The sequence below is a fragment of the Paenibacillus sp. P36 genome, from assembly GCF_045866505.1.
Taxonomy (GTDB): Bacteria; Bacillota; Bacilli; order Paenibacillales; family NBRC-103111; genus Paenibacillus_E; species Paenibacillus_E chondroitinus.
Window position 1 is genome coordinate 4,973,533 of the sequence record NZ_AP038372.1, and the last position, 25,802, is coordinate 4,999,334.

Annotated in this window: 22 protein-coding genes; 3 read left to right on the top strand and 19 right to left on the bottom strand. The window is 45.3% G+C overall.

All coding sequences use genetic code 11. The features are described 5' to 3' along the window. Positions 1-46: 46 nt before the first annotated feature. Positions 47-931, bottom strand: a complete 885-nt coding sequence (locus ACKTT9_RS22315; protein WP_407867697.1) for a DUF3298 domain-containing protein — start codon at positions 929-931, stop codon at positions 47-49. Between the two features lies 1 nt (position 932). Next, positions 933-1,442 carry an RNA polymerase sigma factor gene (locus ACKTT9_RS22320; protein ID WP_407867698.1) on the bottom strand — a complete coding sequence of 170 codons (510 nt, stop codon included), beginning with the start codon at positions 1,440-1,442 and terminating at the stop codon, positions 933-935. Between the two features lie 196 nt (positions 1,443-1,638). Here ACKTT9_RS22320 and xerS point away from each other — a divergent pair, with 196 nt between their 5' ends. Next, entirely contained in the window at positions 1,639-2,721 is a 1,083-nt protein-coding gene (xerS, locus tag ACKTT9_RS22325; protein ID WP_407867699.1) for a tyrosine recombinase XerS, read from the top strand. 3 nt (positions 2,722-2,724) lie between these two features. Here xerS and mgrA read toward each other — a convergent pair whose 3' ends face one another. The 9 genes from mgrA to ACKTT9_RS22370 all read right to left on the bottom strand — a co-directional run bounded on the left by mgrA (position 2,725) and on the right by ACKTT9_RS22370 (position 11,790). After that, positions 2,725-3,714 carry an L-glyceraldehyde 3-phosphate reductase gene (mgrA, locus tag ACKTT9_RS22330; protein ID WP_407867700.1) on the bottom strand — a complete coding sequence of 330 codons (990 nt, stop codon included), beginning with the start codon at positions 3,712-3,714 and terminating at the stop codon, positions 2,725-2,727. 521 nt (positions 3,715-4,235) lie between these two features. Then, entirely contained in the window at positions 4,236-5,276 is a 1,041-nt protein-coding gene (locus ACKTT9_RS22335; protein ID WP_407867701.1) for a phosphotransferase enzyme family protein, read from the bottom strand. A 24-nt stretch (positions 5,277-5,300) separates the two neighbouring features. Further along, positions 5,301-5,807 carry an ADP-heptose synthase gene (locus ACKTT9_RS22340; protein WP_407867702.1) on the bottom strand — a complete coding sequence of 169 codons (507 nt, stop codon included), beginning with the start codon at positions 5,805-5,807 and terminating at the stop codon, positions 5,301-5,303. A 170-nt stretch (positions 5,808-5,977) separates the two neighbouring features. Continuing rightward, positions 5,978-6,571, bottom strand: coding sequence for a ribonuclease H-like YkuK family protein (locus ACKTT9_RS22345; protein ID WP_246239259.1), 594 nt, complete (start codon positions 6,569-6,571; stop codon positions 5,978-5,980). A gap of 108 nt (positions 6,572-6,679) precedes the next feature. Further along, positions 6,680-7,633 (bottom strand): C40 family peptidase, encoded by a 954-nt coding sequence (locus ACKTT9_RS22350; protein ID WP_407867703.1) that lies wholly within the window; start codon positions 7,631-7,633, stop codon positions 6,680-6,682. 148 nt (positions 7,634-7,781) lie between these two features. Continuing rightward, entirely contained in the window at positions 7,782-8,090 is a 309-nt protein-coding gene (locus tag ACKTT9_RS22355) for a hypothetical protein (RefSeq protein WP_407867704.1), read from the bottom strand. A gap of 55 nt (positions 8,091-8,145) precedes the next feature. Further along, positions 8,146-10,449 (bottom strand): thiamine pyrophosphate-dependent enzyme, encoded by a 2,304-nt coding sequence (locus ACKTT9_RS22360; RefSeq protein ID WP_127450909.1) that lies wholly within the window; start codon positions 10,447-10,449, stop codon positions 8,146-8,148. 35 nt (positions 10,450-10,484) lie between these two features. After that, entirely contained in the window at positions 10,485-11,495 is a 1,011-nt protein-coding gene (locus ACKTT9_RS22365; RefSeq protein ID WP_127450910.1) for a 2-oxoacid:acceptor oxidoreductase family protein, read from the bottom strand. A 115-nt stretch (positions 11,496-11,610) separates the two neighbouring features. Next, positions 11,611-11,790 carry a hypothetical protein gene (locus tag ACKTT9_RS22370; RefSeq protein ID WP_157321118.1) on the bottom strand — a complete coding sequence of 60 codons (180 nt, stop codon included), beginning with the start codon at positions 11,788-11,790 and terminating at the stop codon, positions 11,611-11,613. Between the two features lie 225 nt (positions 11,791-12,015). Here ACKTT9_RS22370 and ACKTT9_RS22375 point away from each other — a divergent pair, with 225 nt between their 5' ends. Beyond that, positions 12,016-13,263 (top strand): ATP-binding protein, encoded by a 1,248-nt coding sequence (locus tag ACKTT9_RS22375; RefSeq protein ID WP_407867705.1) that lies wholly within the window; start codon positions 12,016-12,018, stop codon positions 13,261-13,263. A gap of 90 nt (positions 13,264-13,353) precedes the next feature. Continuing rightward, positions 13,354-13,752 (top strand): hypothetical protein, encoded by a 399-nt coding sequence (locus ACKTT9_RS22380; RefSeq protein WP_407867706.1) that lies wholly within the window; start codon positions 13,354-13,356, stop codon positions 13,750-13,752. A gap of 49 nt (positions 13,753-13,801) precedes the next feature. Here the strand turns inward: ACKTT9_RS22380 and ACKTT9_RS22385 are convergent, their stop codons facing one another. The 8 genes from ACKTT9_RS22385 to ACKTT9_RS22420 form a co-directional block, all read right to left on the bottom strand. Next, complete coding sequence (locus ACKTT9_RS22385) at positions 13,802-18,748, bottom strand: family 43 glycosylhydrolase (RefSeq protein ID WP_407867707.1); 4,947 nt, start codon at positions 18,746-18,748, stop codon at positions 13,802-13,804. Between the two features lie 197 nt (positions 18,749-18,945). Further along, positions 18,946-19,431, bottom strand: coding sequence for a low molecular weight protein-tyrosine-phosphatase (locus ACKTT9_RS22390; protein WP_407867708.1), 486 nt, complete (start codon positions 19,429-19,431; stop codon positions 18,946-18,948). Beyond that, positions 19,428-20,162, bottom strand: coding sequence for a phosphonate ABC transporter ATP-binding protein (locus ACKTT9_RS22395; RefSeq protein WP_407867709.1), 735 nt, complete (start codon positions 20,160-20,162; stop codon positions 19,428-19,430). The genes ACKTT9_RS22390 and ACKTT9_RS22395 overlap by 4 nt, the downstream gene beginning before the upstream one ends. A gap of 116 nt (positions 20,163-20,278) precedes the next feature. After that, positions 20,279-20,746 carry a RicAFT regulatory complex protein RicA family protein gene (locus ACKTT9_RS22400; RefSeq protein WP_127450930.1) on the bottom strand — a complete coding sequence of 156 codons (468 nt, stop codon included), beginning with the start codon at positions 20,744-20,746 and terminating at the stop codon, positions 20,279-20,281. A 29-nt stretch (positions 20,747-20,775) separates the two neighbouring features. Next, complete coding sequence (gene miaB / locus ACKTT9_RS22405; protein WP_407873093.1) at positions 20,776-22,245, bottom strand: tRNA (N6-isopentenyl adenosine(37)-C2)-methylthiotransferase MiaB; 1,470 nt, start codon at positions 22,243-22,245, stop codon at positions 20,776-20,778. 147 nt (positions 22,246-22,392) lie between these two features. Next, positions 22,393-22,962, bottom strand: coding sequence for a phosphate propanoyltransferase (gene pduL, locus ACKTT9_RS22410; RefSeq protein WP_407867710.1), 570 nt, complete (start codon positions 22,960-22,962; stop codon positions 22,393-22,395). Between the two features lie 95 nt (positions 22,963-23,057). Next, the gene (locus ACKTT9_RS22415) at positions 23,058-23,924 is read right to left on the bottom strand and encodes a 2-oxoacid:ferredoxin oxidoreductase subunit beta (protein ID WP_127450936.1); all 867 of its coding nucleotides are present in this window, start codon (positions 23,922-23,924) and stop codon (positions 23,058-23,060) included. Further along, positions 23,912-25,660: a 2-oxoacid:acceptor oxidoreductase subunit alpha gene (locus ACKTT9_RS22420; RefSeq protein WP_181646149.1), complete on the bottom strand. Its 1,749-nt coding sequence runs from the start codon at positions 25,658-25,660 to the stop codon at positions 23,912-23,914. The genes ACKTT9_RS22415 and ACKTT9_RS22420 overlap by 13 nt, the downstream gene beginning before the upstream one ends. Positions 25,661-25,802 lie beyond the last annotated feature (142 nt).

Here is a 25,802-nt window from a genome sequence, read left to right on the forward strand (position 1 = left end):
TAGTAAAATGAGCCGATCTTATTCCTCTCATCCATCGCAGCTTTAATTATCGAAGATATTCGTCTTTACTGACCAGAAGATCGGATATCACACCGGTTGGAATGATGAATTCAGGAACGCCCATATAACCTGGCGCAACCTCATACTTTTGAAACGAAATCACAAGTTGACCATCCGAATTGATATAAAAGTTTTGATCTTTTTTAATGGACTTGAAGACTTCGCTCATTTGTACCGGTGCCGGAGAACCTTCCACCCAGTATACTTTTCCCTGATCCGATTTCATCTGCTCCGTCATCTGCGACTTAATATTCTCGCTGATCACCTCGATATACCGCTCATCCTTGAACAAACTGGGCAGTGTAATGAGAATTTCTTTCTTTTTATCAATCGTGTCGAATTGAAAAGTGGTCGAAGACGATCCAACCATGTTTACCACGTATCTTCCTACGGACAAAATGCGATCGGTATCGGTCTTCACGACATAACCGCTGTTTACGCCCAAATGCCCTCCGCTGCCCGCTGCTTTCATGCTATCCATTTCCGCCATGAAATCTTGATACTGCTTTTTCGCTTCTTCCTGATATTTTTGATTCAGAGATTCCTGAAGTTCCTTATTTTTCATGTCCGTAATCACGGGCACTTCCAACTTGGCTTCATAAGTCTGGTCTTTAAACATATATTCTCTAAACGTGAGCACCTTAATCAAGTTCCCCACCAGAGGTACTTCCGACAATGCATGAGCAAAAGCAGGACTTGTGTTGATACCAGCGACAAAAATAATCACCGCGGCTGCAGCAGCTGACAACCATTTGAGACTTCTCTTTTTCTTCGTATGACGTTGGATGGCTTTCGTTACGATAAAATCAAGCTCTTTGGGGATCGGGACATCCATATATTGTTGTTTCATCTCATCTAATTTCCTATCCATCTTAGAGTGCCTCCTCTGGATTTTCATCGGTCATACGAATACGAAGCAGCCTCAGGGCTTGATATAATCGGGTTTTAATTGTCGAAATATTTTCACTCAGCACTTCGGCAATTTCATCGATTTTCAAATCCTCAAAATATCTAAGGGTAATCACGCTGCGATACATCGTCGGCAGTTCATCCAGCGCTATCTCCAGATCCATATTGGCATACACGTCTTCACTGCCAGAGTCCATGGCTTCCAGCATCGTTTCGTCCACGACCTGCATCTTCTTGTGCTTCCGTAAGAAATCCAGCGAAGTGTTCACAACAATACGATAAAACCAACTCTTCATCGACGTTGTATTTTTCAGTGATCCCGCCGAGGCAAACGCTTTATGGATCGCTTCTTGAACAATATCAAGCGCGTCTTCCTGATTTTTCACATAACTGTATGCCAAACGGTAAACGTGATCTTTATGTTCCGTTATACAGGTAATTAACAATTTCTCCAGATTGGGTTGTAGGCTCATGAGTGTAAAAACGCTCCTTTTAATACGCGCGTATTATGTGTCTTCTATGAGGTAGGACGTATAAGTGCGTCATAAAGTTTGGATCTAGCTATCATAACATAGGGTGTGAAGCCTCAGAGCCATCCTTCTTCTACCAATTTCCCTCCCTCACTGCTATACTTACAACATGCATACGTTAAAGAGGTGACTAGAGCCTATGAACATTATTAAAGTCAAAGACCGCCAAGAATTAGAGAAAAGAATCCCCACCATGCCTTGGTATATAGAGAAATTTATTAATTATAAGCTGCCGGATCTCTCACCCTCCTCTTTGCTAGAGTACGTGCGCGATTATGAAATTTTCTTATCCTGGATGCTGGCCGAAGGATTAAGCACGGCGCCATCAATCAATCAAGTGCCTATCGAAGATTTAGAGGTATTACATATGGACAGCGTCGATAATTTCCGTATGTTTCTTGCTGTTCGGAGAGAACACGCGAATGTCAAGACGACGGTGAACCGGAAGCTTTCCGCTCTTCGATCCCTGTTCCATTATTTAAGCCAAATTGCCGAAGACGAGAATTTCTACCCGCTGCTGAAGCGAAATGTCATGGCTAAAGTGGAAATTAAGCGGTCTCACAAGCCCAAGGATAGTGCCGCCAAGCTCGAAGGGAAACTGCTGCAGGAAGAGGAGATTGCTCAATTCATCGACTATGTCCAGAATGGGTACGAGCATGATGTAGCCTCCAACAAGCAGGCTATCTACTCTTATGAACGCAACAAAATTAGAGATATCTGCATCATTACGTTAATTTTGAATTCCGGTTTGCGCGTATCCGAAGTTTTTAATCTGAATGTCGATGATATCGATCTGAAGAAGAAGTTAACGCATGTCTACCGCAAAGGTAAAAATGATGATACGTTCAAAACGCCTGTCTACTTCCGTCAGGATGCCATTGAGGCGCTAACGGATTATCTAGCTATTCGGCAGACCCAATATAAGCCGCTAAAAAAAGAAAAAGCCCTCTTCCTTGCCATTGCGAATGGCAAAAAAGAAGGCGTTCGTATGACCAAACGGGCCATACAAGAGCTCGTTATCAAATATGCGAAGCGTTTTGGCAAACCTTATTTGTCCGTTCATAAGCTGCGGCATTCATTCGCTACAGATTACTACTTGCAAAATGATCTATACAAAACGCAAGAGCAGCTTGGACACGCTTCGCCGGAAACGACGCAAATTTACGCGCATCTGACCGACCGAACCATGTCCGAAGCGATTGATAAACGATTGGAATCCTGAAGCTTACTTCAGGATTTTTTCAATTTGTTCCAGCTCTTCCGGAGCGAACTCCAGGTTTTTCAAAGCTGCAACGTTTTCTTCGATCTGGGATACACGGCTTGCGCCGATCAACGCTGAAGTAACACGTCCGCCGCGCAGCACCCAAGCCAGCGACATTTGCGCCAAACTTTGGCCACGGCTAGCAGCCAGCTCGTTCAGTTGAATAATTTGATTCAACTTCTCTTCCGTAATGTCCTTCGTGTTCAGGAATTGGCTTTTCCCGCCTGCGCGTGAATCACTTGGTACTCCGCTCACATATTTATTCGTCAGCAAGCCTTGAGCAAGCGGACAGAACGCGATGCTGCCCACGCCGAATTCATCCAGCACATCCTGCAGGCCACCTTCGATCCAACGGTTCAGCATGCTGTAAGAAGGTTGGTGGATCAGCAGAGGAGTGCCAAGCCCTTTCAGAATGGTAACCGCTTCTCTTGTTTGTTCTGCCGTGTAGTTGGAAAGACCAACGTACAAAGCTTTACCTTGACGAACAATTTGATCAAGAGCGCCCATTGTTTCTTCGAAAGGCGTGTTTGGATCAGGTCTGTGTGAGTAGAAAATGTCCACATAATCAAGGCCCATGCGTTTCAAGCTTTGATCCAGGGAAGAAATTAGATTCTTCTTGGAACCCCACTCCCCGTATGGTCCTTCCCACATGTGGTAACCAGCTTTTGTAGAGATGATCATCTCATCCCGGTATGCGCCGAGGTCGCTTTTCAATACTTTGCCGAACATTTCTTCAGCAGAGCCTGGAGGCGGGCCGTAGTTATTAGCCAAATCGAAGTGTGTAATCCCCAAGTCAAAAGAACGAAGCAGCATAGCTCGTCCATTCTCGTGAATATCCAATCCCCCGAAATTGTGCCATAGACCTAATGAAATCGCTGGCAGTTTAAGTCCGGATTTTCCGGAACGATTATATTTCATTTCTGCATAACGTGTTGAGCTTGCTTGATAAACCATGTGAGTCCTCCTTCAAAATGTCCATAGAAAACTTACGTTGTAAGTATCTATTAAAGTTTCACCAAAGTTTGGTTTCTTAGTACAGTATAGGCGAACGCTGGCAACAAAAAAAGAACTGAAAAAAACGTGTCTTACTTACCTTTAGGTTAGTAGGCTCTCTCAGACTCGTTCCCGGCAACAAAAAAACTGCCGAGTCGCCTCGACAGTTTCAGAACTTACTTGCATTTACCGCAACCACAGCCGCATTTCCCTTTACCTTTTGGTTTATAGATCTCTTTGTTCATGAGCAGCGCTTTCGACTTCGCAGTTCCTCGAATTCCCGCACAGCGTAAACAGTCTGCGATACATTGATTCCGGCCAACTACAAACAAACGTGTACAAACATTCGTACAAAAACGGCCGCAATTTGGTATTGCACGTACATTTCCCAGATAAGCACCTTTTGGCATACCACCAGCACCACCTTTTCCTTTGGTACTATAAGGTATTCCCGCAATGATGCTTACGGTTGTACAGTTCCTCTAGTCTAATTGCTTATTTTGTAAAGAACGTACAAGCTCTGTGCTATGTTCCTGCAGCCATTTTGTCTTATCACATGTATTCTGGATAATATCAATCAGCACACCTTGCGGATCAACACCATCTGCATATCGTCCCAGGAAGTGAATAAAGACATCCAGCCTCCGCAGCTCAATCAATAACGGCAGCACTTGAATTTCCGCTTCTTTTAACTGGGCGAATTGTTGGTAACCTTGATAGAAAGCGGCACAATTTCGCTTCAACTCCGCTTTCGGCAGCGCAGGATCAATCAAATCGGACAAGCAGACCGCAATTTCCATAACCCGAAGATCGCGCGTGATAAATTCAAAGTCCAGAACGGAGGTAATGTGACCTTCCTCATCCACCAGCATGTTGGAACCGTTAATATCGCCATGCACAAGTTGATGAGGCAGTTTACGCAAGGAGGGAATCGCTTGATATAACGCGGAAAATCGTTCAAAAATATATAGGAGCTCCTCACGCTGCGCGAAAAACGGTTCCGGTGGATGCAGACAGAATTCGCGGATCGCATCCGGCGTGCAGCGGGGATGAATATTTTCAATCTCGTAGTAAGGTGGGTAAACAGGCTTCAAATCGACAGCTATCGTTCCCAAAACAGCAGATAACTGACCAACAGCCTCTCCGTAATGCAGCAATTGCTGAGCATTCACCCAGGTGGGATTTATCCCGTCCGTAAAGGTAAATAACGCCGCGAGTTTTCCTTGGCTATCATCCAGTTGTACAACCGTTCCACCGTCCGGCAGTTCGATTGGCACTGGAATTCGGTAAGGCAGTTGATTTTTTCGTTTGTTCAAAGCAAGCAGAATGCGATGCTCAAAAATGATTTTATCGATATCGCGATGAGTTTCGTACAACCGCAGGACATAGGAAGTACCTGCTACATCAACAAATCTTGTTGTATTATTCATGCCGCCCGCACCTACACGGATGGTCCAAGCTTGACCAGGAAACCAGTATGCAGGCAATAAGGCCAATTGCTCCTCAAAATCTTTAACTCGCATAATTGTATTCACCAGCTCCTTTCACTAAACTTGATTGTCGCCTTCCACCGCGAATTCGAAGTCTTCTACATCAAACGCTTGGACAGGAATTTCGGCTTGAATCAGCCTCTCGATCAGATCGAACTGATCCGTTAAAATGGGTGCTTGCTCCTTCATGGAACTGAGGATTAACTCCGTTTCAATCGGATCAAAATGCTCGCCATAAGCCTCTGTATCGATGGCTAACACAACCATCAAGGTGACGTTCTCGTTGATTGGCAGCGGAGGACTTTTCCGCCATGGTGCAACAAGTGCTTTTTCAATTTTTTTCTTATTAAATGATTCCTCGAAGAACGTGATCAGCTCGCCAATCATTTGTTTGACGAAACCATCATCCTCTTCCTCCAGCATGATCGGCTCGCTGCCTGCCTGTAATTCATATAACTCTTGAATGCTTGTATAAGGGATTATATAGGTAACCGGCTGGCCTGGCAGCATTAACTGACCATGCACAGCGAGCATAACGGCTTCTATGATAAATGTTTTGCTCATAACTTATCCGTCTCCTCTCTCTAAGGGTGTATCAGCATTTATTTCGCTAATCAACTTTGAAAACCCTTTTTTCACCGGACATTTTAACCGAGAGATCAAGATGAGAAAACAAAAAACCGCCGGCTCAAATGATCGTAGTGATCATATAGAACTAACGGTTCAATCTTCTCTTATAAACTGCCATCCTTTACCTCACGATCTTCATACAAGGGAAGATAAGGTTTCTTAGAGAACCGGTTCGCATAGGCCGATGCCACATAACAATCCGGTTTAATGACAGGCACCATGCCGACAGACTCTACTCGCCGCACCATCTCTTGAACGTATTTGGCCGTCCTGTTCTTATTCTCATCGTCACCTGCATCAATATGAATGTACATATCGAAAGAGGCTCCTTGGTACAGATGAGGAAGAACAATATTTTCCATATCCTCTCGTTTAGCCTCGTCAAAGTACGTCGCGATCTCTTCACTGAGTGCTGTTTCCATCGAAAGCTTTTCCTTAATTGAATGCAAAGCCCGATGGACAATCACTTGACGATAGCATGCCCACGCTCCTTTTCCAAGCCGCTGAATCACTACACCTGTGATGAATTTGGTGTGGCCTGAGTGCACCTGACAATCCGTTCCAATGATAAACTTGTAGGTACCTGCCGGCTCAAGACGCATGAAATGCAGGATCCTCTCATGAACCGTATCCAAGTTCAGTCCTCTTTCCGTCGTGTTCCGAAATTCCAGTGGGTGATTTGCTCTCGAAGGTTTCAAAGATAAGGTTCTTCCTTTCTCCTTAGAATCAGGAAGAAGCGGATGCTGGCCAGCTGCATCCGCCCCTATCTATAGTATATAGCAAAACTCCAATGATCGAACCATCACTTATCGTAAAACACTTCCGCCATACAAAAAGCGGTTCTCCCACTGCTTGCCATCGATCGTATCGACACGAACACCGCCGGATTCAACGGAGTACGTATGCAGGATAGATCCATTCCCCAGGTAAAGCCCTACATGGGTAATCGGCTCTTTGAACGGATCGACACCTTCATAATCAGAAGGTTTGCTTCCTTTATAGGAGCTGAAGAACATCAAATCTCCACGGTTTAATTTCGTCCAATCCGTACTAACAGGTCCTAAAGATCGCACGAAAGTGCCTTGTGCAGCGGAATCACTTGGAACCGAGAAACGAAGCGCATCCCAGAACATCGTTTGTACGAAATCAGAGCAGTCAAACGTAGTAGGATCATTTCGAACGGAACCAAACTCATAAGGTGTGCCTAAGTAGGCATTGCCTGCTGAAATCACCGCTTCAATCTCATCCGCAAGTGGCCTATTAGGAACGATCACGGAGAAATCAGTGACCATATATTTGCTGCCTGTGCTTACGTAGCCGATTGTGCCGTTCGCATCCACAATTTTGTACCAGCTGTCATTAATCTTATCTGTAATTAAAACTTCTTCACCTTTATTAAGCATGCGAATCACTTTGGAGCCACTATCTGATGAAGGAAGCGTACGAAAGTTAACGCCATAAATGATTGCTGCATTGCTGACAATTTTTATGTACTTGCTGTTTGTCGATACATAGCCGCTCACGCCTTGAGCATCCTTGACTTTGTACCAATTGGTTGTTACATAATCCGTTACCGTGACGATTTCATTCGTTTTCAGCAACCGGATCACATGGCTTGACGTGTTCGGCTGATCTCGAAAACTTACCCCCGATACGATCTGTGCTTTCGTCGAAGCACCTGCATCCGCTGAAATCGCTGCCGGTAAAACAAAAGTAAGCGCCAAAACAATCAAGCTAACAACCAACGACCATTTTTTCATCGCCTCAACCTCGCTTCATGATGTCATATTTTACTTACATACCCTTATTATAGTTTCAGGGGCTGAAGAGCGAATATAGGCGAAAGGTTGCGATTTTTGTCGTTTTTATGTAAACGTCGCATGGCTGCATACCTATTGACGACAAGGTTTAATTTTCCAATTTTCTAACTTCTGATTTTCTTGTTGGAAGCCAGCAGATCGAGAGGTTAGGGTCATTTTTCAATTTCACGTTGCAGAGTTTCATCTCCCCTTCTTCAAGCTCGATCACCTGCCAATCTTCCGGCACAACTCCCGTTATGGAAAGGAGAAAATCCCGCGAAAGCTCATTCGCCTCCTCCTGCTCCGGCCAAAATTTCACACCATAGTAAGCAAGTCCGTAATGATTGACCAGCATGCAGGTGAATAGCTGCTCAGTGTTTTTATTTTGTAATACATACGGCATTTGATCTTCCTCCATTAAAAAGGCACATTCACCACAACAGGGTGAACGTGCCTCGTTCATATGATTGCTATTACAAATAAGCGTTCTCGTGTTTTGCTTTTAAACGATTCCATCGGCGTTCAACTTCGACTTCGAAAGATTTGAGCGAGCCTTCATATTCCGGCTTCGTCATATGCTTTGTTTTCCCCATCGTCTTAAGCCAATCCGATAAAGGAATTTTCTTGTTTTTATCTTCGGGGTTATACGTGATGCTCGTAATGCCGTGTTCGACTTCATACAGCGGGAAGAAACAGGAATCTACCGCAGCGCCTACAATGTTGGATCCCTCCTGGTCGTCAGACAGCCAGTTGAGCGGGCAAGCAATCAGGATTTTCCCATACACAAGGCCTTCATTCTGAGCGTACCATTGTGCTTTCGCTGCCTTTTTCACGAGATCCTGCGGATAAGCTTCTGATCCTGTGAAGACATATGGAATATGCGTAGCCGCCATAATTTGCGCCGTATCTTTATGGTGGAACACTTTCCCGCCTTGGTGCTTCCCAACGTTCGATGTCGACGTGCGATGCCCCATCGGCGTTGAATAGGACAGCTGCGCGCCTGTATTCATATAACCCTCGTTATCATACTCGAGGATAATCATTTTATGATTGCGCAGCGCAGCGCCAATGGCCGGCCCCATGCCGATATCCATGCCGCCATCGCCTGTAATCATGACGAAGGTGAAATCGTCCTTCAATCCCAAATGATCGAGTTCTCCACGGCGCTTGCGCTCCCAGAACATCTCCACAACCCCTGACAGCGTTGCGGCGCCGTTCTGGAACAGGTTATGAATATACGTCGCTTTATGAGCCGAGTATGGATAACCTGTCGTGACAACCATCGCACAGCCTGTGTGAAAGATCGAAACGATATCGCCTTCGATTCCTTTGAAGAACAGCTCTAAGCCCGAGAAAATGCCGCAGCCCGGACATGCGCCATGGCCAGGAGCAATCCGCTTCGGCTTCTTGGTTAGGGCGCGCAGTGGCGGGATCCGAACATTCAGCTTACCGGAAGCTTCATCTGGTGTAACGGTGATGAGGCCCGTCTTCAAATCCTCATATTTCATCGGTGTCAGTACCCGCTTCGGCGCCTTCGCCGGATCACCTGGCGTGTGACCGTAGTAATCGAAGGGCACTTCCACCTTGCCGTTTTGCACAGCGTCAATGGCAAATTGGAACAGGTTATGCCCGTCTTCGGCATAAAAGTCCTTGCCACCTAAGCCGTATATGCGGCTTATAACAAGCGTATCTCTGTTCCCGTGCGTGAACAGCGCCGCTTTAATTTCGTTGACCATATTGCCGCCATGGCCGCCATAGGAATCCGCGCGATCGCCGACCGTGATCGCCTTCACATGCTGCAAAGCTTCGGCAATTTGCTTGGCAGGGAAAGGACGGATCATATTCGGTGCGATTGATCCGGCTTTAATGCCCTTTTCGCGGAGCTGGTCGACGACGTCCTTGATGATTTCGGAGGCCGAATTCATCAGGAACACCGCGACTTCCGCGTCCTCCATCCGATACAGCTCAAGAATCGGATAGTCACGGCCCGTCAATTCGGCATATTCCTGCCGAATGCGATCATACACCTCTTCGGCATTGTACATCGCCATAGATTGCTGGTAACAGTTATTAATGTAATCCGGTTCATTCATATAAGGGCCAACCGTGATCGGGTTATTCCGATCTAACGTATCAGGGAAGCCTTGCGGCTTTTCGCCGATAAATGCATGCACATCTTCACGATTTGCAAACGTTTGCACTCTGCGTTTCTGGTGGGACGTGAAGTACCCGTCCGAGGCTACCAGAACCGGCAAGCGCACCGCTGGATCTTCAGCCAATTTCAAAGCGAGAATATTCATATCGTAAACCGCTTGCGGATCACGGCACATCACAATCGGCCATCCCGTATTCAAGGCATAATACAGATCCGAATGATCCCCGTGGATGTTCAAGGGACCGGAGACAGATCTACATACCAAGTTCATCACCATGGGAAAGCGTGTGCCGGACTGCACCGGCATTTGTTCCAACATATACAAATAACCGTTGGCGCTAGTCGCGTTAAATACGCGGCCGCCAGCAGTTGAGGCTCCATAACATATACCTGCAGATCCATGCTCTCCGTCTGCCGGAATGAGCACAATATCATGTTGTCCGTTGGACTTCATCAGATCCAGGAATTGGGCCACTTCCGTCGATGGAGAAATCGGAAAATATCCCATAATGTGATAATTAATTTGATGGGCTGCATATGCCGCCATCTCGTTGCCTGACTCATATACAATGCGTTGTTCAACCTTGGCCTGCCCTAATTCCTTCTTAATATCAATGGACATAACGAGTAGTTCCACCCTTCTCCCATAAATACTCTCTAAGAGTTTATAGCTAGATTGAAGCGATGTGGCATACGGTGAATATCGGCATAACCGTCTTCTTCCCGCTCATCAGTGAGCGCTTCGGTCGGACAAGCCTGTACACATTTAAGGCAACCTTTACAGTATTGATAATCAATGCCCTGCAAAAACATCTGCGGACGCCCTTTTTTGTCAGGGAGCTCATCCCATACAAAACAGAAATCCGGGCAAGCGTTATCGCAAGAAGCACAGTGAATGCATTTATCTTCATGGAAATGCGGCATCATGCCGGCCCGTGAAATGCTTAAATCCTTTAGAATGCTGTTCCCAGGATTAGAAATCACTCCGCCGATCGTCTGCGTTTCGTATCCGAGTACAGGGGTGTCGAAGCGCACGAAATCAGGCATTGTCTCCCCTTCTGGAAGCGCATACGTTTGGAACTTAACTTCGTTGTATCCGCGGTCGAACGTTCGTAAGGCTGGTGCAACAGCCTGCGGATACTTCTTCTCCAATGATTTCCGAATAACACCTCTCATAACATCCGGATCAAGGAAATCACATAACCGGAACAAGGCGCCAAGCATCGCCATGTTTACACGATTTTTCTCCTCCAGCGAAATGCCGATGGCATCGATAACCGCAATCGTGCCGCCTCTTAGCTTCATCTTTTCCTTGAGTTCATCAGGCGTTTTCGTTGAGTTTACTAATACTGTACTGTCTTCATAAATGCCACTGATAACGTTTACAGTTTTGGAAAGCGATTCGTGAAAAACACCTACAACATGCGGTCGTTCTACAGGCGAAGTATCCCGTATTTTCGTATCCATGTCACAAAACCTGATGTGCGCTTTCACTGCTGATCCTTTCTTCTCAGAACCATAAGAAGAAAAACTAACCCCGTTCAATCCCACCCCGACTACGCCCGCTTCCGCCAGCATTTTGCCAGCTAGATTAGCGCCGAGACCGCCGATGGATTCCAGTCTTATCTCGAAAAATCCGAGATCGTTCAATTTAGGTAAAGTTACCATGCAAGGTCTCCTTTCAAAAATGAACAGCATAAAGAATAAATAGTATGAATAGTAAATCTACTTACATTGTAACAAGAAATTGCTGCTAATCAACCTTTTTTTAGACAAAGCCTTTTTAGAGCAAATAATCGATAATAAGGCCGCATTTTCCCAAATAGTAACTTGTTTCTTCTAGCCTCTCACTCTCTGTTTCAGATTCAAGCTTCCCGACATGCTCACACTCGTCACAAACGTTCAAATAATCTTCGTCAATCGGATTAAAGACAACACCGCAAACCTGTGAGCACGCCCGCATCCTCATCTCTCCTCGTTTTCAAATCCCATGAATTTGTAAACGCTTGCATTGATGTTAACTCCTATTATACAGCGCTTAATAGCGTAAACACCATAAGTCTTTATTAAATCTTTAGCAAATCTTTAGCATCCAAAATAGACCCTTTCTCTTGATAAGGTCTAATTCTGTGAGATAATGTAGAAATAGCTAAGATAATGTCGTACACATGGAAAGGATGGCAATCGTTTGCTCCATTCAATCATTTCCCATGAACTGCATGGTCTCTTCTACCTCATGAGCGCTACATTAATCCATCAGGTTCTCACACCTTTATTCATCTACAAAGAGCAGCACCGCAATCTGTTATTTGGTATCCTGCTCATCATTCTACTTATCTTTTATTGGAATTATGAAGATATTGATCCCTTCATCTATTCGCTTCACTTTCTCCCTTTGAGTTTAACAACGGTCATTCTGTTTGCTGGATTTATTCCTGCTGCAATGACTTGGATCAGTTTTAATATAGGCTGTATCTTCGTGCTTCATTACTATTGGCAGCCGGCATTGCTAAGCAGTGCTTTTATCTTGCTTGGCAGTTATTATATTAGAAAAAAAGTTAATCAGCTTAATCTTAAGTACAAATTAACATACGCATTGGCCTTACTGGTTGTGTACGAAGTATTGTATGCACTGCTTGCGTCTTACATACAATCTTACTTTTCTATGTATGTTCTATACACCATATTGTTTACTTTTATTTCACTAGTGCTCATTACTTTTTTAATTTTCCATATGAAGAAACATGAATTACATAGACAACGCATTATCGCTATTGAAAAAGACCGCATGATTGGTCAATTGGCTGCTACGATCTCTCATGAAATTCGCAATCCATTAACCTCCATTCGGGGGTTCCTGCAGTTGTTAGATCAGAAGGAGCTGCCACTCCATGATCAGAAGAGATATATTGAGCTAGCGCTATCCGGTGTAGACCAGGCGAATACCATCATCAATGACTATTTGAACTATGCCAAGCCTTCCAACGGGTTGCAGGAGCAGCTGGATATTAAGGAGGAATTGGAAGCCACGCTTCGATTCATTACCCCACTGGCTACCGATCATCAGGTTAACATCGAAATTATTCATGAAACCGATGACCCCCTGTTCATCCTGGGAGAGTCCAAGAAGCTTCGGCAGTGTTTGATGAATTTGGTCAAAAATGCGATTGAGTCCATGCCTGATGGCGGTCACATTGTACTGCGCACCTGCAAGCTGCCGGACGGTGTTCAAATTTCCATTACCGATACAGGGGTTGGGATGAGCAAGTCACAATTAGATTCACTGGGAATGCCGTTTTATACAACCAAAGAACAAGGAACCGGACTTGGGCTTGTCGTCGTTATGAGCATCATCAAAATGATGAACGGGAAAATTTCCTTCAGCAGCGTTTTAAACCAGGGGACACAATGCTCGATCCTTTTCCAGCAAAAATAGAAACCAAGTCCCTCCATTTAACAAGGATGATGATCTGTGTTATTCTGTTAAGACAAGCGATCATCATGACTCGTGAAGGAGGGCTTTGCCATGAGTTCAGATTTCATTCAGATAAAATCGCTGGAAGGCGACTTGAAGATGTCTCATAAGAAGAAGGATTATGGTTTAACCATCACGACCAAAGAACTGATTCTTCACAAGCCACATATGAATTATTATTTTAAATTGGAGAAAATCATCAGTATTGTTCCCTATGAGATTTCTTCAACGAAAGCCATGTCTTTCGTCAATGCTCGATCGGGTAATCAGGAGACTACGCATTTATCTCCGGGCACCGATCACTTCCGTATTTATGTGCAAGGAGCAACAGTCCATAACAGAAGCGGATTGTTTGAACTTGGTCCTATTAACATCGTTATTCCTATTTATCCAGTCATGCTCGGCGCTATCTCCGAATGCCTCACGCGTACAGGGTTAATCTCTTTATAAATTGTAAAAAGGCGTGCAAATGGGTTATCCAATTGCACGCCTTTTTACTTTAATTCAAGATCATCCGAGCTACCTCGGCCAAGTCTTTAATATCAACTGTCCCGTCACCATTCATATCTGCCTTTTTGTACTCGCTCCAATTTGGATCATTGAAGGTTTTTCCATAAGCAGCAGCCACGATAGCCAGATCACCGATTGTAACGTGTCCATCGCTGTTCACATCCGTGGAATGCGCTGTGTTGACCGAATCGATGAACGCTTGAAGCGCCAGGTTAAGCTCTATTGCTGCTTGATCGATCTGTTGTTGGGAAGCATTCAGGTTGTTCAGCACCGATCTTGCTTTCTCGATCGCTGACAGCAATACAGCCTTGGATCCCAACGGATATTGATTCACTTCAGTTCCTTCCACTGCGCTATCATACTTCGCTTGGGCTGTTGCAATAGCGGCGCTAAGATTAGCTCGATCACCTGTTTGGATTTCTACGCTCTTGAACACATTGCCAAGTGCGGTTTCTTCCCCTAGCCCATTGGAAATCACCACATTAGCTAGCCCGATTACAGCCGGTTGAGAGGAAGATTTCGCTTTAAAATGAAGCGTCAGCTGATCGCCGTTAGTATGAACGGCATTGTCCGCTCCTATACTTGCCAGCAGGATGCGCACGCGCCCGGCCATTACGTTTTTACCTGCGATGGTTAGTCCCTTCTGAACAGGCTCTGCATCAACAAACTCTATTTGTGCAGGATCGAACGTGACCGTAATGTCTTGTGCATATATGCTTTGTGTAACACTAAGATGGTCGAGGCCGTACAACAGTTCGAAGGGCTGTCCGGCTTGCACGCTGCTCGCTCCATTTAATGCAGCCGTCGCTTCTGTCGACTGCTCAGCCGAAGGCTTAAGCTGAGGATTAATCGTCGGTCCCCACACTTCCATCGCATCGATACCGCTGGCTTGCGGCACAAAATGAACACGATCAATCGCAAGCTTGCGCGGTTCAGTTGTACCTGCCTTGTAATGAGTATGATACACCATGAACAATTCTGTACCGTCCGGCGAGTAGATTAAGGAATGATGTCCTGCTCCGGGCACAATCGTGTTGGATTTCATAATCGGATTATACGTGTATTTCGTCCAAGGTCCGGTTGGCGTCGGAGCCGTGGCATAACCCACGCCATAATCCGGGCTTTCGAAGTGGTTGCCGGAATAGGTCAAGTAGTAGGTACCCTTATGCTTAATCATAAACGGCCCCTCGTTAATACTTGCAACCGGCTGCTTTTGACTGCGTTCCCATTCTTGGGTGGCCCGGAACACGAATTGCACCGTATCTTCCTTCATGGTCTTCATGTCGTCATTCAACTCGGCCATCCAAAGTTCATTGCCTTGATTGAATCTGACGAAGTAAATGTACCTTTTGCCGTTATCGTCTTTAAAAATATGCGCATCGATTTCCGGCGTATTCAGATGCATCGGTTGCTTGACGTCTTGAACGAACGGCCCTAATGGAGAACTGCTTGTTGCAACCGCAAGCCGCTCGTTGACTACATAGTACATGTAGAAGGTTCCGTCCTTTTCCACGACCTCCGGTGCCCAGAAACCGCTAGTCCCCCAAGAGTCGGACTGCTTTAACGCTAGTTCATTTTGTTCCGACCAAGTCACCAAATCCGTTGAAGTGTATACCTTGAAACCCAATGACGTTTTATTGGGATCCGTATTCGTCCCGTACAGATAATATTTGCCGTCATGCTGCAGTACGAATGGATCCGCAATGTTTGGCAGCACCGAATTGGTATAAGTTGGCCCCGTTATCGGATCACGGTACGAAGATACTTTGATATTGTCGAATTTGGCATCGGCATTCCATGTGCGCAATCCGATTGCTCCGGTCGCCATATGCGATGCATCCAACAAGTCGAATTTCGGATATCCGTTGACATTAAGAGGATTATCGTTCACGTAAACCTGAATGTGATCTTCGTTCGCAACGACCTTAATATGGTATCGCTCATTTACCAGAATCGGCAGCTTTTTGGAAGCAAGCTCTTGCCACTGGCCTTTCGACATATGGCCGAGAACGGCCGATTGTGCGGAAGCGTTAATGCCTACGTAATATCCGTCTAAATTATCGGCGCCACTCGCAACATTCGATGTCCTGAAAATAAACCCAGCTTCGTTCCCGCTCGTTATTTGCACATCGCCCTCAAGCACGAAGTCTGTGAAGCTTTTGCTGTTAAGCACCGCTTTATAGCCGGGACCGCTGTTTACCGCATATTGCCCGTTAGATAAGGTCCAATTTCCTTCGTACGTAGACCATCCTTCCGCTGATGTACCGCTAAAGTCGTTCGTGTACAAGACCTCCGGCACAGGGGCGGAATTCGGAACGGAGACTGTTGCTTGCGAACGGAAATCACCGCTCGTAGATACCGCTTCAATGACCGCTCTGCCTGGCGCTAATGCCGTGACTAATCCGCTGCTGCTGACCGTAGCGATCTCCGGATTGCTGGAAACCCAAGTCACTTCATCTCCGCTTGCTCCCACGTTGTGAAGCTGAGCTGTCTTCCCTGTTTCAAGTGTCAGTTTCTTCTGATCAAGATCAACACCGCCTTGAATGGATCTGACAGCGAAATAGTCAAATCGGGCATCAATCCGATTGTTTGTAGCAACGATATTGTTAGCGTAAAAACCGACTTTAATATTTTTCAAATTCGCAGTGACGGGGTTAGACGCCTGTATCCACGCATATCCATCCCAATAATAGGTCGTATATACATTCCCCATCTTCTTGATTTTGAGTGTCAGTGTATCGCCTCCAGGATGAGCCACCTCATTGCCTGGTTTCTTATAACTGCCGCCAAGTTCATAAGCGGTTTCAATAATTTTTCCATTCGCATATACATGCCCGAGCTTTACGAAATTATCCGCATCCTGCCAGACGAACAGACCGCCTTGCTGGTGATTTAACGTAACAGGTGCCGTAACTTTCGTGACAATTTCAAAATCGCCGTTCGCGGGCACATTTCTCAAGAATACATTGTTTTGGCTATTGTTATCCTGATAAACATCCGTTGGCGTCGTGCGAATCGTCATTGAACCCGGCGTTTGAGTCAAGCTCCAATTGCCTTTGCTTTCCTGGAAAATGGACCATGCCGGGTCGAGCACCTCGCTATCAAAGGAATCAACGGTGAACTTCGATAAATCCGGTTCTCCAGGCGTTTGACGGACAGTGACGTTGCATTCACTAATGACTGCGCCATTATCGGCACTTGCAACTCGAATTGTTGCGCTGCCCGCTTTCAGTCCCTTTACCGTCAGCATCGTGCTTCCTGTAGCTGTATCCTTGCTGTCTTGGGTCACCGTCGCCACTTCAGGCGCTGATGAAGTTACGACGACGTTCTTGTTTGTTCCGACCATCGGTTTCACTGAGGCAATTAAGGATGCAGATTCTCCAACCGCCAATGACATTGCTTGATTATCCAGTGCAATACTATCAGCCGGCACTGAAATGTTACTCTTCTCTAGTGGCTCAAGAACGATGTAATCCAGTTGAGCGAAATTCAGTTTGCTGGTAAAACGGATCTTGTTGATCCCGGCATTCAGGCTAACATCCATCGATACGGGATTAAATCCTTTCCAGCCAAAGTTTTTATAAGTGATCGACTGGCCTGCACCGCCATTTACGGAAACTTCTTGCTGCGCAGAAGCACCTCCGGCAGTTCCGTTGTCAGCCATGGCAAGGAGTGAGTACTCGCCCGCTTCCTTAACGTCAACTGTGAACTCTACATAATCTTTTCCAGGCTGATCCAAATGACCGACTACTCTATCTCCCGATGCATTATCGGATGAAGTGATAGCCGCTGTGCCGCTGATAAAAGCGCTTTCAGCTTCATATTTGTATCTTGTTACACTCGGAGTACCTGAAGGCTCCTCCAAAGAAGCGCCGTAAGCGGCAGGTGTTCCGAAATTCGGGGTACCATCCTCATTCCACGTGAATTTTTGCGCCCGGATACTGCGATTTCCCCAGCTTCCGCCTGAGAATTGATCGGCGTGATAGACAATCCAGTCCTCTTTTCCGTCTGGGGAAGTGGTAAACGTATTATGGCCTGGACCGTAAGCGGTAGGTACCTTGCTGAAAACAGGGCCGGATTTGCTCCAGGAAGCAGGATTCAATACATTGCCATCCGTGTTGCTTAACATCCCAAGCGTATAATCGTCCGTCCAACTGCCGCTTGCCGAATAAACCACAAATATTTTACCATTTTTCTTCAAAATCTCCGGTCCTTCGTTGATGTAAGGCGTACCTTTACGCTCCCAATCTTGGTCCGGCGTAGAGATTTGAACTCTCGGACCGCTGATCGTCCAAGGATTGCTCATTGGAGCGATATAAATGCTTTGCTTCACATTGACATCGCCTTCCCAACCCGACCATACGAAATATTTGGAGTTGTCATCTTTCACCAGAACGGTTCCGTCAATTGCCCATTTGTTGGTGCTGTCCGAAATTTTCCCTTTCAACGTATATGATCCTTGCGGATCCTGCGAGTCCCCTTCCAGTACATACATCCTGTGATTTTCATTCGCCCCGTCATCAGCAGCAAAGTAGATGTACCACTTGCCATCCAGGTATTGAAGCTCAGGCGCCCACAATTCCTTGGAATAGGCTTGGCCGCTTGGCGGCGAATAAACAGTCACTCTGGGGACTGAGCCGATATCCTGCAATCTTTTCGCCTTCGAAATCGAGATGGATGCATCTCTGTTGGATTTTACATAGTAGTAGTAGCCATCTCTAAATACAATGCTTGGGTCGGCTGAACCGCCGCTGCTGTTGGAAACGGCAACGATCGGGTTTTTAAAAGAAGTGGTCTCTTGAACCGTCACATCCTCAGATGCCGTAGCTCCGCCATCCTTCGCGGTTGCTGTGAATGTTAAAACCATGCTGGCAATCAAGGCAGAAGATACGATCGTTTGAATCTTGTTGGATATGCAATTTAACCTTTTCTTCAAGTTTCTTCCTCCAGTCACTACATATATTTCTTCAAACACAAGATACATTATGTAGCAAAAAAGCGGAATTGTATTTGCGTTTTCCCGTCTTTTTGTTTGTTTTTACAATTTATTCGTGCAAATGCGTATACAATTAAGCATTTCAACGACAAAAACGGAGCCTCGCGGGTTTGCGAGCTCCGTTTTCTAATAACGTTTTATGTAAGTTGTTCCTTATCCCTGATATACGTCAATAATCTTGCGCAGCTCTCTTCAACCATCTCGTAAACTTCTTGGAAATTCCCCGTATAATACGGATCCGGCACATTTTTATCCTTGCGCCCGGGGGCAAAATCCAACAATTTATGAATGGATGCGCGCTTCTCACCATCTGCCGGTTCAGGAGCGAACCCTGCTAGATTCTGCACATTACTCTCATCCATCGCGATGATATAGGTAAATTGCACGAAATCATCGGATGTTACCTGTCTAGCTAGCATGCCTTTGTAATCAATCTGATTTTTATCTAAAATGTCCTGTGTTCCTTGGTGCGGCGGATGACCGATATGCCAATCACCCGTGCCTGCGGAATCGATGGCAATGACTTGATCAAGACCGGCTTGTTTGACCTGATGACGGAAAACAGCTTCTGCCATGGGAGAGCGACAAATATTACCTAAACAAACGAATAAGACCTGGATCATACTTCACCAAATACAAGCTTTTTCTCACGCATCGTTAACTGTCTAGCGGGGATGTCGAGTACGATTCTGCCCTCTGAAAGACCCCAAATACGTGTTGCGAATCGCTCTGCTAATTCCACCTTATGCAAGGTTGCGATTACACTCATATTCCTATCTTTGCATAATGACTTCAAATCCTGCAGAATATACTCCGTGGATTTCGGATCTAAACCAGAAACAGGCTCATCCGCAACGAGCACTTTAGGTCCAAGAATTAGAGCCTTTGCGATGGCTACACGCTGCTGCTCACCGCCACTAAGCTGGCCAACTTTCTTCTCCCCTTTATCCAGCAGGCCTACTTTTTCCAAATAATCCATGCTATCTACATGCTCATCCCTGGACGTCATGCCTGTAAGAACTCGTAGTGGCGCTTGAAACACTCTGCCCATCATGACATTCTTGACAGCGCTTTTATTTCGATTCAGCGCAGGTTTCTCTTCTAAGTAAGCGAAATCCTTGCCTAATTTAAAGCGCTCCCAAGGTCCCGGCTGAGAAATATCATTGGAGTTATAAATTAGCTGGCCACTTGTCCACTTTTCTTGATGGCTAATGCAGCGCAGTAAGGTAGTTTTCCCACTCCCGCTACTCCCTATTACGGCGATAAATTCGCCTTGATCCACTTGAAAGCTAACTTGAGAAAGCACTTGATTGTCTGGCGGATATACTTTACTTAGATTACGTACGGTAAGCATGACAATCTCTCCTTCATGTTTCCTATTGGTCCCTTTGGAAAAAATCGCCACTCACATCAAGCTATGGCCTGAATAGAGGGCGATTCTCGCTAACCCACGGGAAGTCATCTTTCATCTTAGTCACAAGATGTCGGTGCTTCTGAAGTTCCTGCTTCTACATTGATTTTATCGGAAATCGTATCACGAATGACCGACATGACCAGTTGTAGCAAATAGTTGATATCGTCTTGTGTTTGTTTAAACTCACTTACAATGGGAATTCCGTCTAATTCATCTTGCAGAACTTCGATTTCATTCTCAATCTTTTGAACCATTTTCTCGTTCTTAAATGTCTGAAATGCAACAATTTCTTTTTGCTTCTTTTTAATGGAGTTAATTAAAACTTGAATATCCGGGTTTGTAGCTATTTGCTTCTCTGCTTTTTGGTAAAATTGCACTTCATTCGAAGTCGTCAGCAAATTCGCCAGTTCTTTGGCTTTGTCTAAAATATCTTCGCGAACGATCATTTCCGTATTCGTAAATTCCTCAACTTTAAAAGCGTGAGGCTGGTTATCATGTTGGTGATCACATTGGGACACTTTCATTCACACTCCTATCTATAATAACAAGCGGATTAAATGGATACTTTCAAGGGTTCCTGAACAATTTCGCCCTTCAAAATCCATGTTTGCGCATGCGTCACTTTGACGTCGATCATTTGACCGATTAGCTCTTTGGAGCCGGTAAAATGGATCAACTTATTCGTTCGTGTGCGCCCGGCAAGTACATCGGCGTTATTTTTACTTTCGCCTTCAACGAGTACTTCGACCGTTTGGCCCAGCAATTTCTCGTTACTCGCTTTACTGTGAGCATTCACAAGCTCATTCAAACGATATAAGCGCTGTTTCTTCACTTCCATCGGAACATTGTCTTCCATTGCAGCAGCAGGTGTACCTTCGCGCGGCGAATAAATGAATGTAAACGCGAAATCGAATCCTACTTCCTCGTATAAAGACATCGTTTCATCGAATTGCTCGTCTGTCTCACCTGGGAAACCAACGATAATATCCGTCGTTAGCACAACATCCGGCATGGTAGCTTTAATTTTGCGGGCAAGTTCCAAATAATGCTCTCTGGAATATTTCCTGCTCATCCGTTTCAGCACTTCGGTATTCCCCGCTTGTACCGGCAGATGAATATGCTCAACCAAATTACCGCGTTTGCCTAAAACTTCAATCAAGTCGTCATCAAAATCCCGTGGATGCGAGGTTGTGAAACGAATCCTCGGAACGTCAATTTTACGGATATCATCCATCAAATTAGCGAAAGAATAAGTAATATCTTCAAAGTCTTTGCCATAAGCATTGACGTTTTGTCCAAGCAGCGTAATTTCTTGAAACCCTTGTCTTGCCAGATCTCTTACTTCAGCAAGCACATCCTGCGGTCTACGGCTTCTCTCTTTGCCGCGCGTATACGGAACGATGCAGTATGTACAGAATTTATCGCATCCGAACATGATGTTTACCCAAGCGCGGATACCTTCCCGCTTCTTCGGTAAATTCTCAACAATGTCGCCTTCTTTGGACCATACTTCAACAACCATTTCTTTGTTATAAAAAGCATCCTTCAACAAACCAGGCAAACGATGAATGTTGTGTGTTCCAAAAATCAAATCAACAAAAGCATGCTTTTGCATAATCCGATTGACGACGGCTTCTTCCTGTGACATGCAGCCACAAACCCCAAGAACAAGTCCTGGTTTCTGTGCTTTAAGCGCCTTCAGGTGTCCAAGCTCACCGAACACTTTATCCTCCGCATTTTCACGGATTGCACAAGTATTCAACAGAATGACATCTGCTTGGTACTTGTCTTCCGTCGACTGATAACCCATTTGTTCAAGCAAGCCCCTCATTACTTCTGTATCATGCTCATTCATCTGACATCCGTAAGTGCGAATCAAATAATATTTATCTTTGCCGAACCCCTGCATATCTTCAGGGATATGGAAATCATAGTGAACGGCGATTTCTTCTTTTCCGCGCTTCTTAGCATCTGACAGTGAAGGAGGCTGAAAATATTGAGAATAATCCTTATCGGATTTCACTTGGTTAGCCACTTTCGTTCCTCCTACGTGTTTGCGTTGGTAAAACTTACGTAATTCACAAATAATTACGCAACTTTTATTATAACATCACATGCCTATATAGTACAAAAAGAAATTGGTATAACGGTGAAAACAGCTCTTTTTGAGCTAGTCAAGAATCTCGGCGATATCTCCTGTTTTAACCCCAGCCGCGTTCCCCTCATCGGTGTCAATATGCATGTCCAAAGCAAATTGTTCGGATACTCGTGCAATCACATTTTCAAAAATCAACGGTCTTTCGCCATTTACTCTGACACGGAGCAATTGTTTATCCTGGATGCCCCATTGATCTGCGTCTGATGTGTGAAAATGAATATGTCTGGCTGCTACAATCACACCTTGATCAAGCTCTACTTCGCCTGCCGGACCTATCACCTTCAAACCTGGTGTTTGGTCGATATGACCTGACTCGCGTACTGGCGGGTTAACTCCCAGAGAAAATGCATCCGTGCGCGAAATTTCGATTTGGGTAAATGGGCGTGCCGGACCCAGAATTCTCACTTTATCCATCCTGGATTTCGGTCCGACGATAGACACTGTTTCTTGAGCTGCAAATTGTCCAGGCTGTGAAAGATCTTTAAATACTTTGAGCTCATACCCTTCTCCAAATAAAATGGCAATATGCGCCTCTGATAAATGAATATGTCTAGCCGAAACGCCAACGGGAACTGTTTTCATTAGGGTATCATCCTTTAATTTAGTATAGTTGTCAGTATTGCCGCTCAGCAAAAAGGGCATACGGATTATCTCCATATGCCCTCAAGGTCAAGCCATTATTTGAATTCAGTGAGCATTTTGTTGAAGTCTGCTTCTGAAATTTGAAGATCTTGTTTCGAAAGTCCTTCTTTTGCGAAGCTAGGGATGGAATCTTCATAGCTCTTTTTGTCTTTGTTTTGGTAAATGATACCCGTCAACATGGAGTTAGTTTCCATAATTTTGGTCATTGCCATTACGCGGTTTGTGTAATCGTAATCCGGAATTTCGTCCAGATCAACAATGTTTTCTTTGAACCAATCATACGTGTTTACTTTGTTGAAAGTTACGCATGGGCTGAATACGTTGATCAAGGAGAATCCTTTGTGATTCAAACCAGCTTCGATAACAGCTGTTAACTGTTTCAAGTTGCTGGAGAAAGATTGTGCTACGAATGTTGCACCAGCAGCCATCGCTACTTCTAACGGAGAAATAGCAGACTCGATTGTACCTAGTGGTGTACTTTTCGTTTTGAAGCCTTCCGCACTACGTGGAGATGCTTGACCTTTTGTCAAACCGTAGATTTGGTTATCCATAACGATATAAGTAACGTCGATGTTACGACGAATCGCATGCACCGTGTGACCCATACCGATTGCGAAGCCGTCTCCGTCACCGCCGGAAGCGATAACTGTGAGGTCGCGGTTAGCCATTTTCACACCTTGTGCGATTGGCAAAGATCTACCATGAATACCGTGGAAACCATAAGCATTGATGTAACCGGAGATACGTCCGGAACAACCGATACCGGATACGATCGCTAAGCCTTCAGGCTCCAAACCAACATTAGCCGCTGCACGTTGAATGGCTGCTTGTACGGAGAAGTCTCCGCAACCTGGACACCAGTTTGGCTTTACATTGTTACGAAAGTCTTTTAATGTTGCCATGCTAAAGTCAACTCCTTACATTTTTGTTCGATTTCTGCTGGAAGGAACGGATTACCGTTGTACTTCAGAACGTTTTTAATTTTATCTGCATGACCAACATGCAGTTTAATTTGATCAGCCAATTGACCAGTCGCGTTGTTCTCAACAACGATAACTGTTTTTGCTTTCTCAACAAGCGGTCTCAGCTGTTCAGCTGGGAACGGATGAATCAAGCGTACAGTCGCGTGGTTCGTTTTGATGCCTTCTTGTTCAACGCGGCGTCTTGCTTCATCAATTGTACCGCCAGTGGATCCCATACCGATGATCAATAGATCCGGGTTCTCATGAGGAGCATCAGCTTTGATCGCGTCTGTAACTTGAATATGTTTCAACTTTTCAAGACGTTTATCCATCATTCTTTGACGATTCTCTGTGCTCTCCGAAGGACGACCTGTTTGGTCATGCTCTACCCCAGTTACATGGTGAAGACCATGTTTAACGCCAGGGATGACACGTGGAGAAACGCCATTTTCTGTGAACTCATAACGTTTGAACAATTGATTTGCTTCTAGCTCAGGAGCTTCTGTTACCAGAGCACCGCGATCGATGACGATACGGTTGTAGTCCAGCATTTCAGCGGATTGTTTACCCAAGGAAAGCTGAAGATCCGTCATCAGAATTACTGGGCATTGGTATTTCTCAGCCAAGTTGAAAGCTTCGATTGTATCATAGAAGCACTCTTCAATTGTGCTTGGGGACAGAACGATTTTCGGGATTTCACCGTGCGTTCCGTAGACCATTGCGTTCAAGTCAGATTGCTCTTGTTTCGTTGGAAGACCTGTACTTGGACCGCCGCGTTGTGTATCAACGATAACAACTGGCGTTTCCGTCATACCTGCGAGACCAATAGCTTCCATCATCAGGGAAAGACCAGGACCAGCGGAAGCTGTCAGTGCACGTGCACCCGCGTAGTTAGCGCCGATTGCCATTGTGCAAGCTGCGATCTCATCTTCTGTTTGGATAACTGTACCGCCGAATTTAGGAAGTGCTTTAATCAAGTACTCCATAACCTCGGAAGCAGGTGTAATCGGGTATGCAGGCATGAAACGGCAGCCAGCAGCTACAGCTCCCAGAGCGATTGCATCGTTACCGATCATGAACAATTTTTGCTTGCCGTCAGCCGGCTCTAATTGGAAGTCAGCGATCGGGCCGCCAGCCAATTCAAGTACGGATTCAGCACCTTTGCGAACAGCTTCGATATTTTTCTCAACGACAGCTGCGCCTTTACGACCGAACTCTTCTTCAACAGCTTTATTAAACACATCAAGCGGCAAACCGAGCAATGCCCAAGAAGCTCCCGATGCGGCCATGTTCTTAAATAGGGATGTTCCTAGTTCTTCTGCAATTGCAGTAATTGGAACTGGAAACAAACGTGCTTTAATTCCTTCAGGTAAAACAGGGTTAAATTTGGCATCTGCAACGATGACCCCATTGTCACGAAGCTCGTGAGCGTTGAAATCGATACTTTCCTGGTCAAATGCAACCAGAATGTCCAAATCATCTGAAATTGCGCGAATCGGCTTGGTGCTGATGCGAATCTTGTTATTTGTATGTCCCCCCTTAATCCGTGAAGAGAAATGACGGTACCCATACAAATAGTAACCGAGACGGTTCAATGCAGTAGAGAAGATACGGTCTGTACTTTCGACCCCTTCACCCTGTTGACCTCCGATTTTCCAAGATAACTGACTAATCACCGTACGTCCACTCCTTTTGATTGTAGCTGCTCGAAGACATTAAAAGCTCAATTGTTTAGTAAGATAAGATAATGCAATAAAAAAAACCTTTCACTGTCAACCAAATTCTATGCCTTTATGAAGCAAAATGCAAGGGGTACCA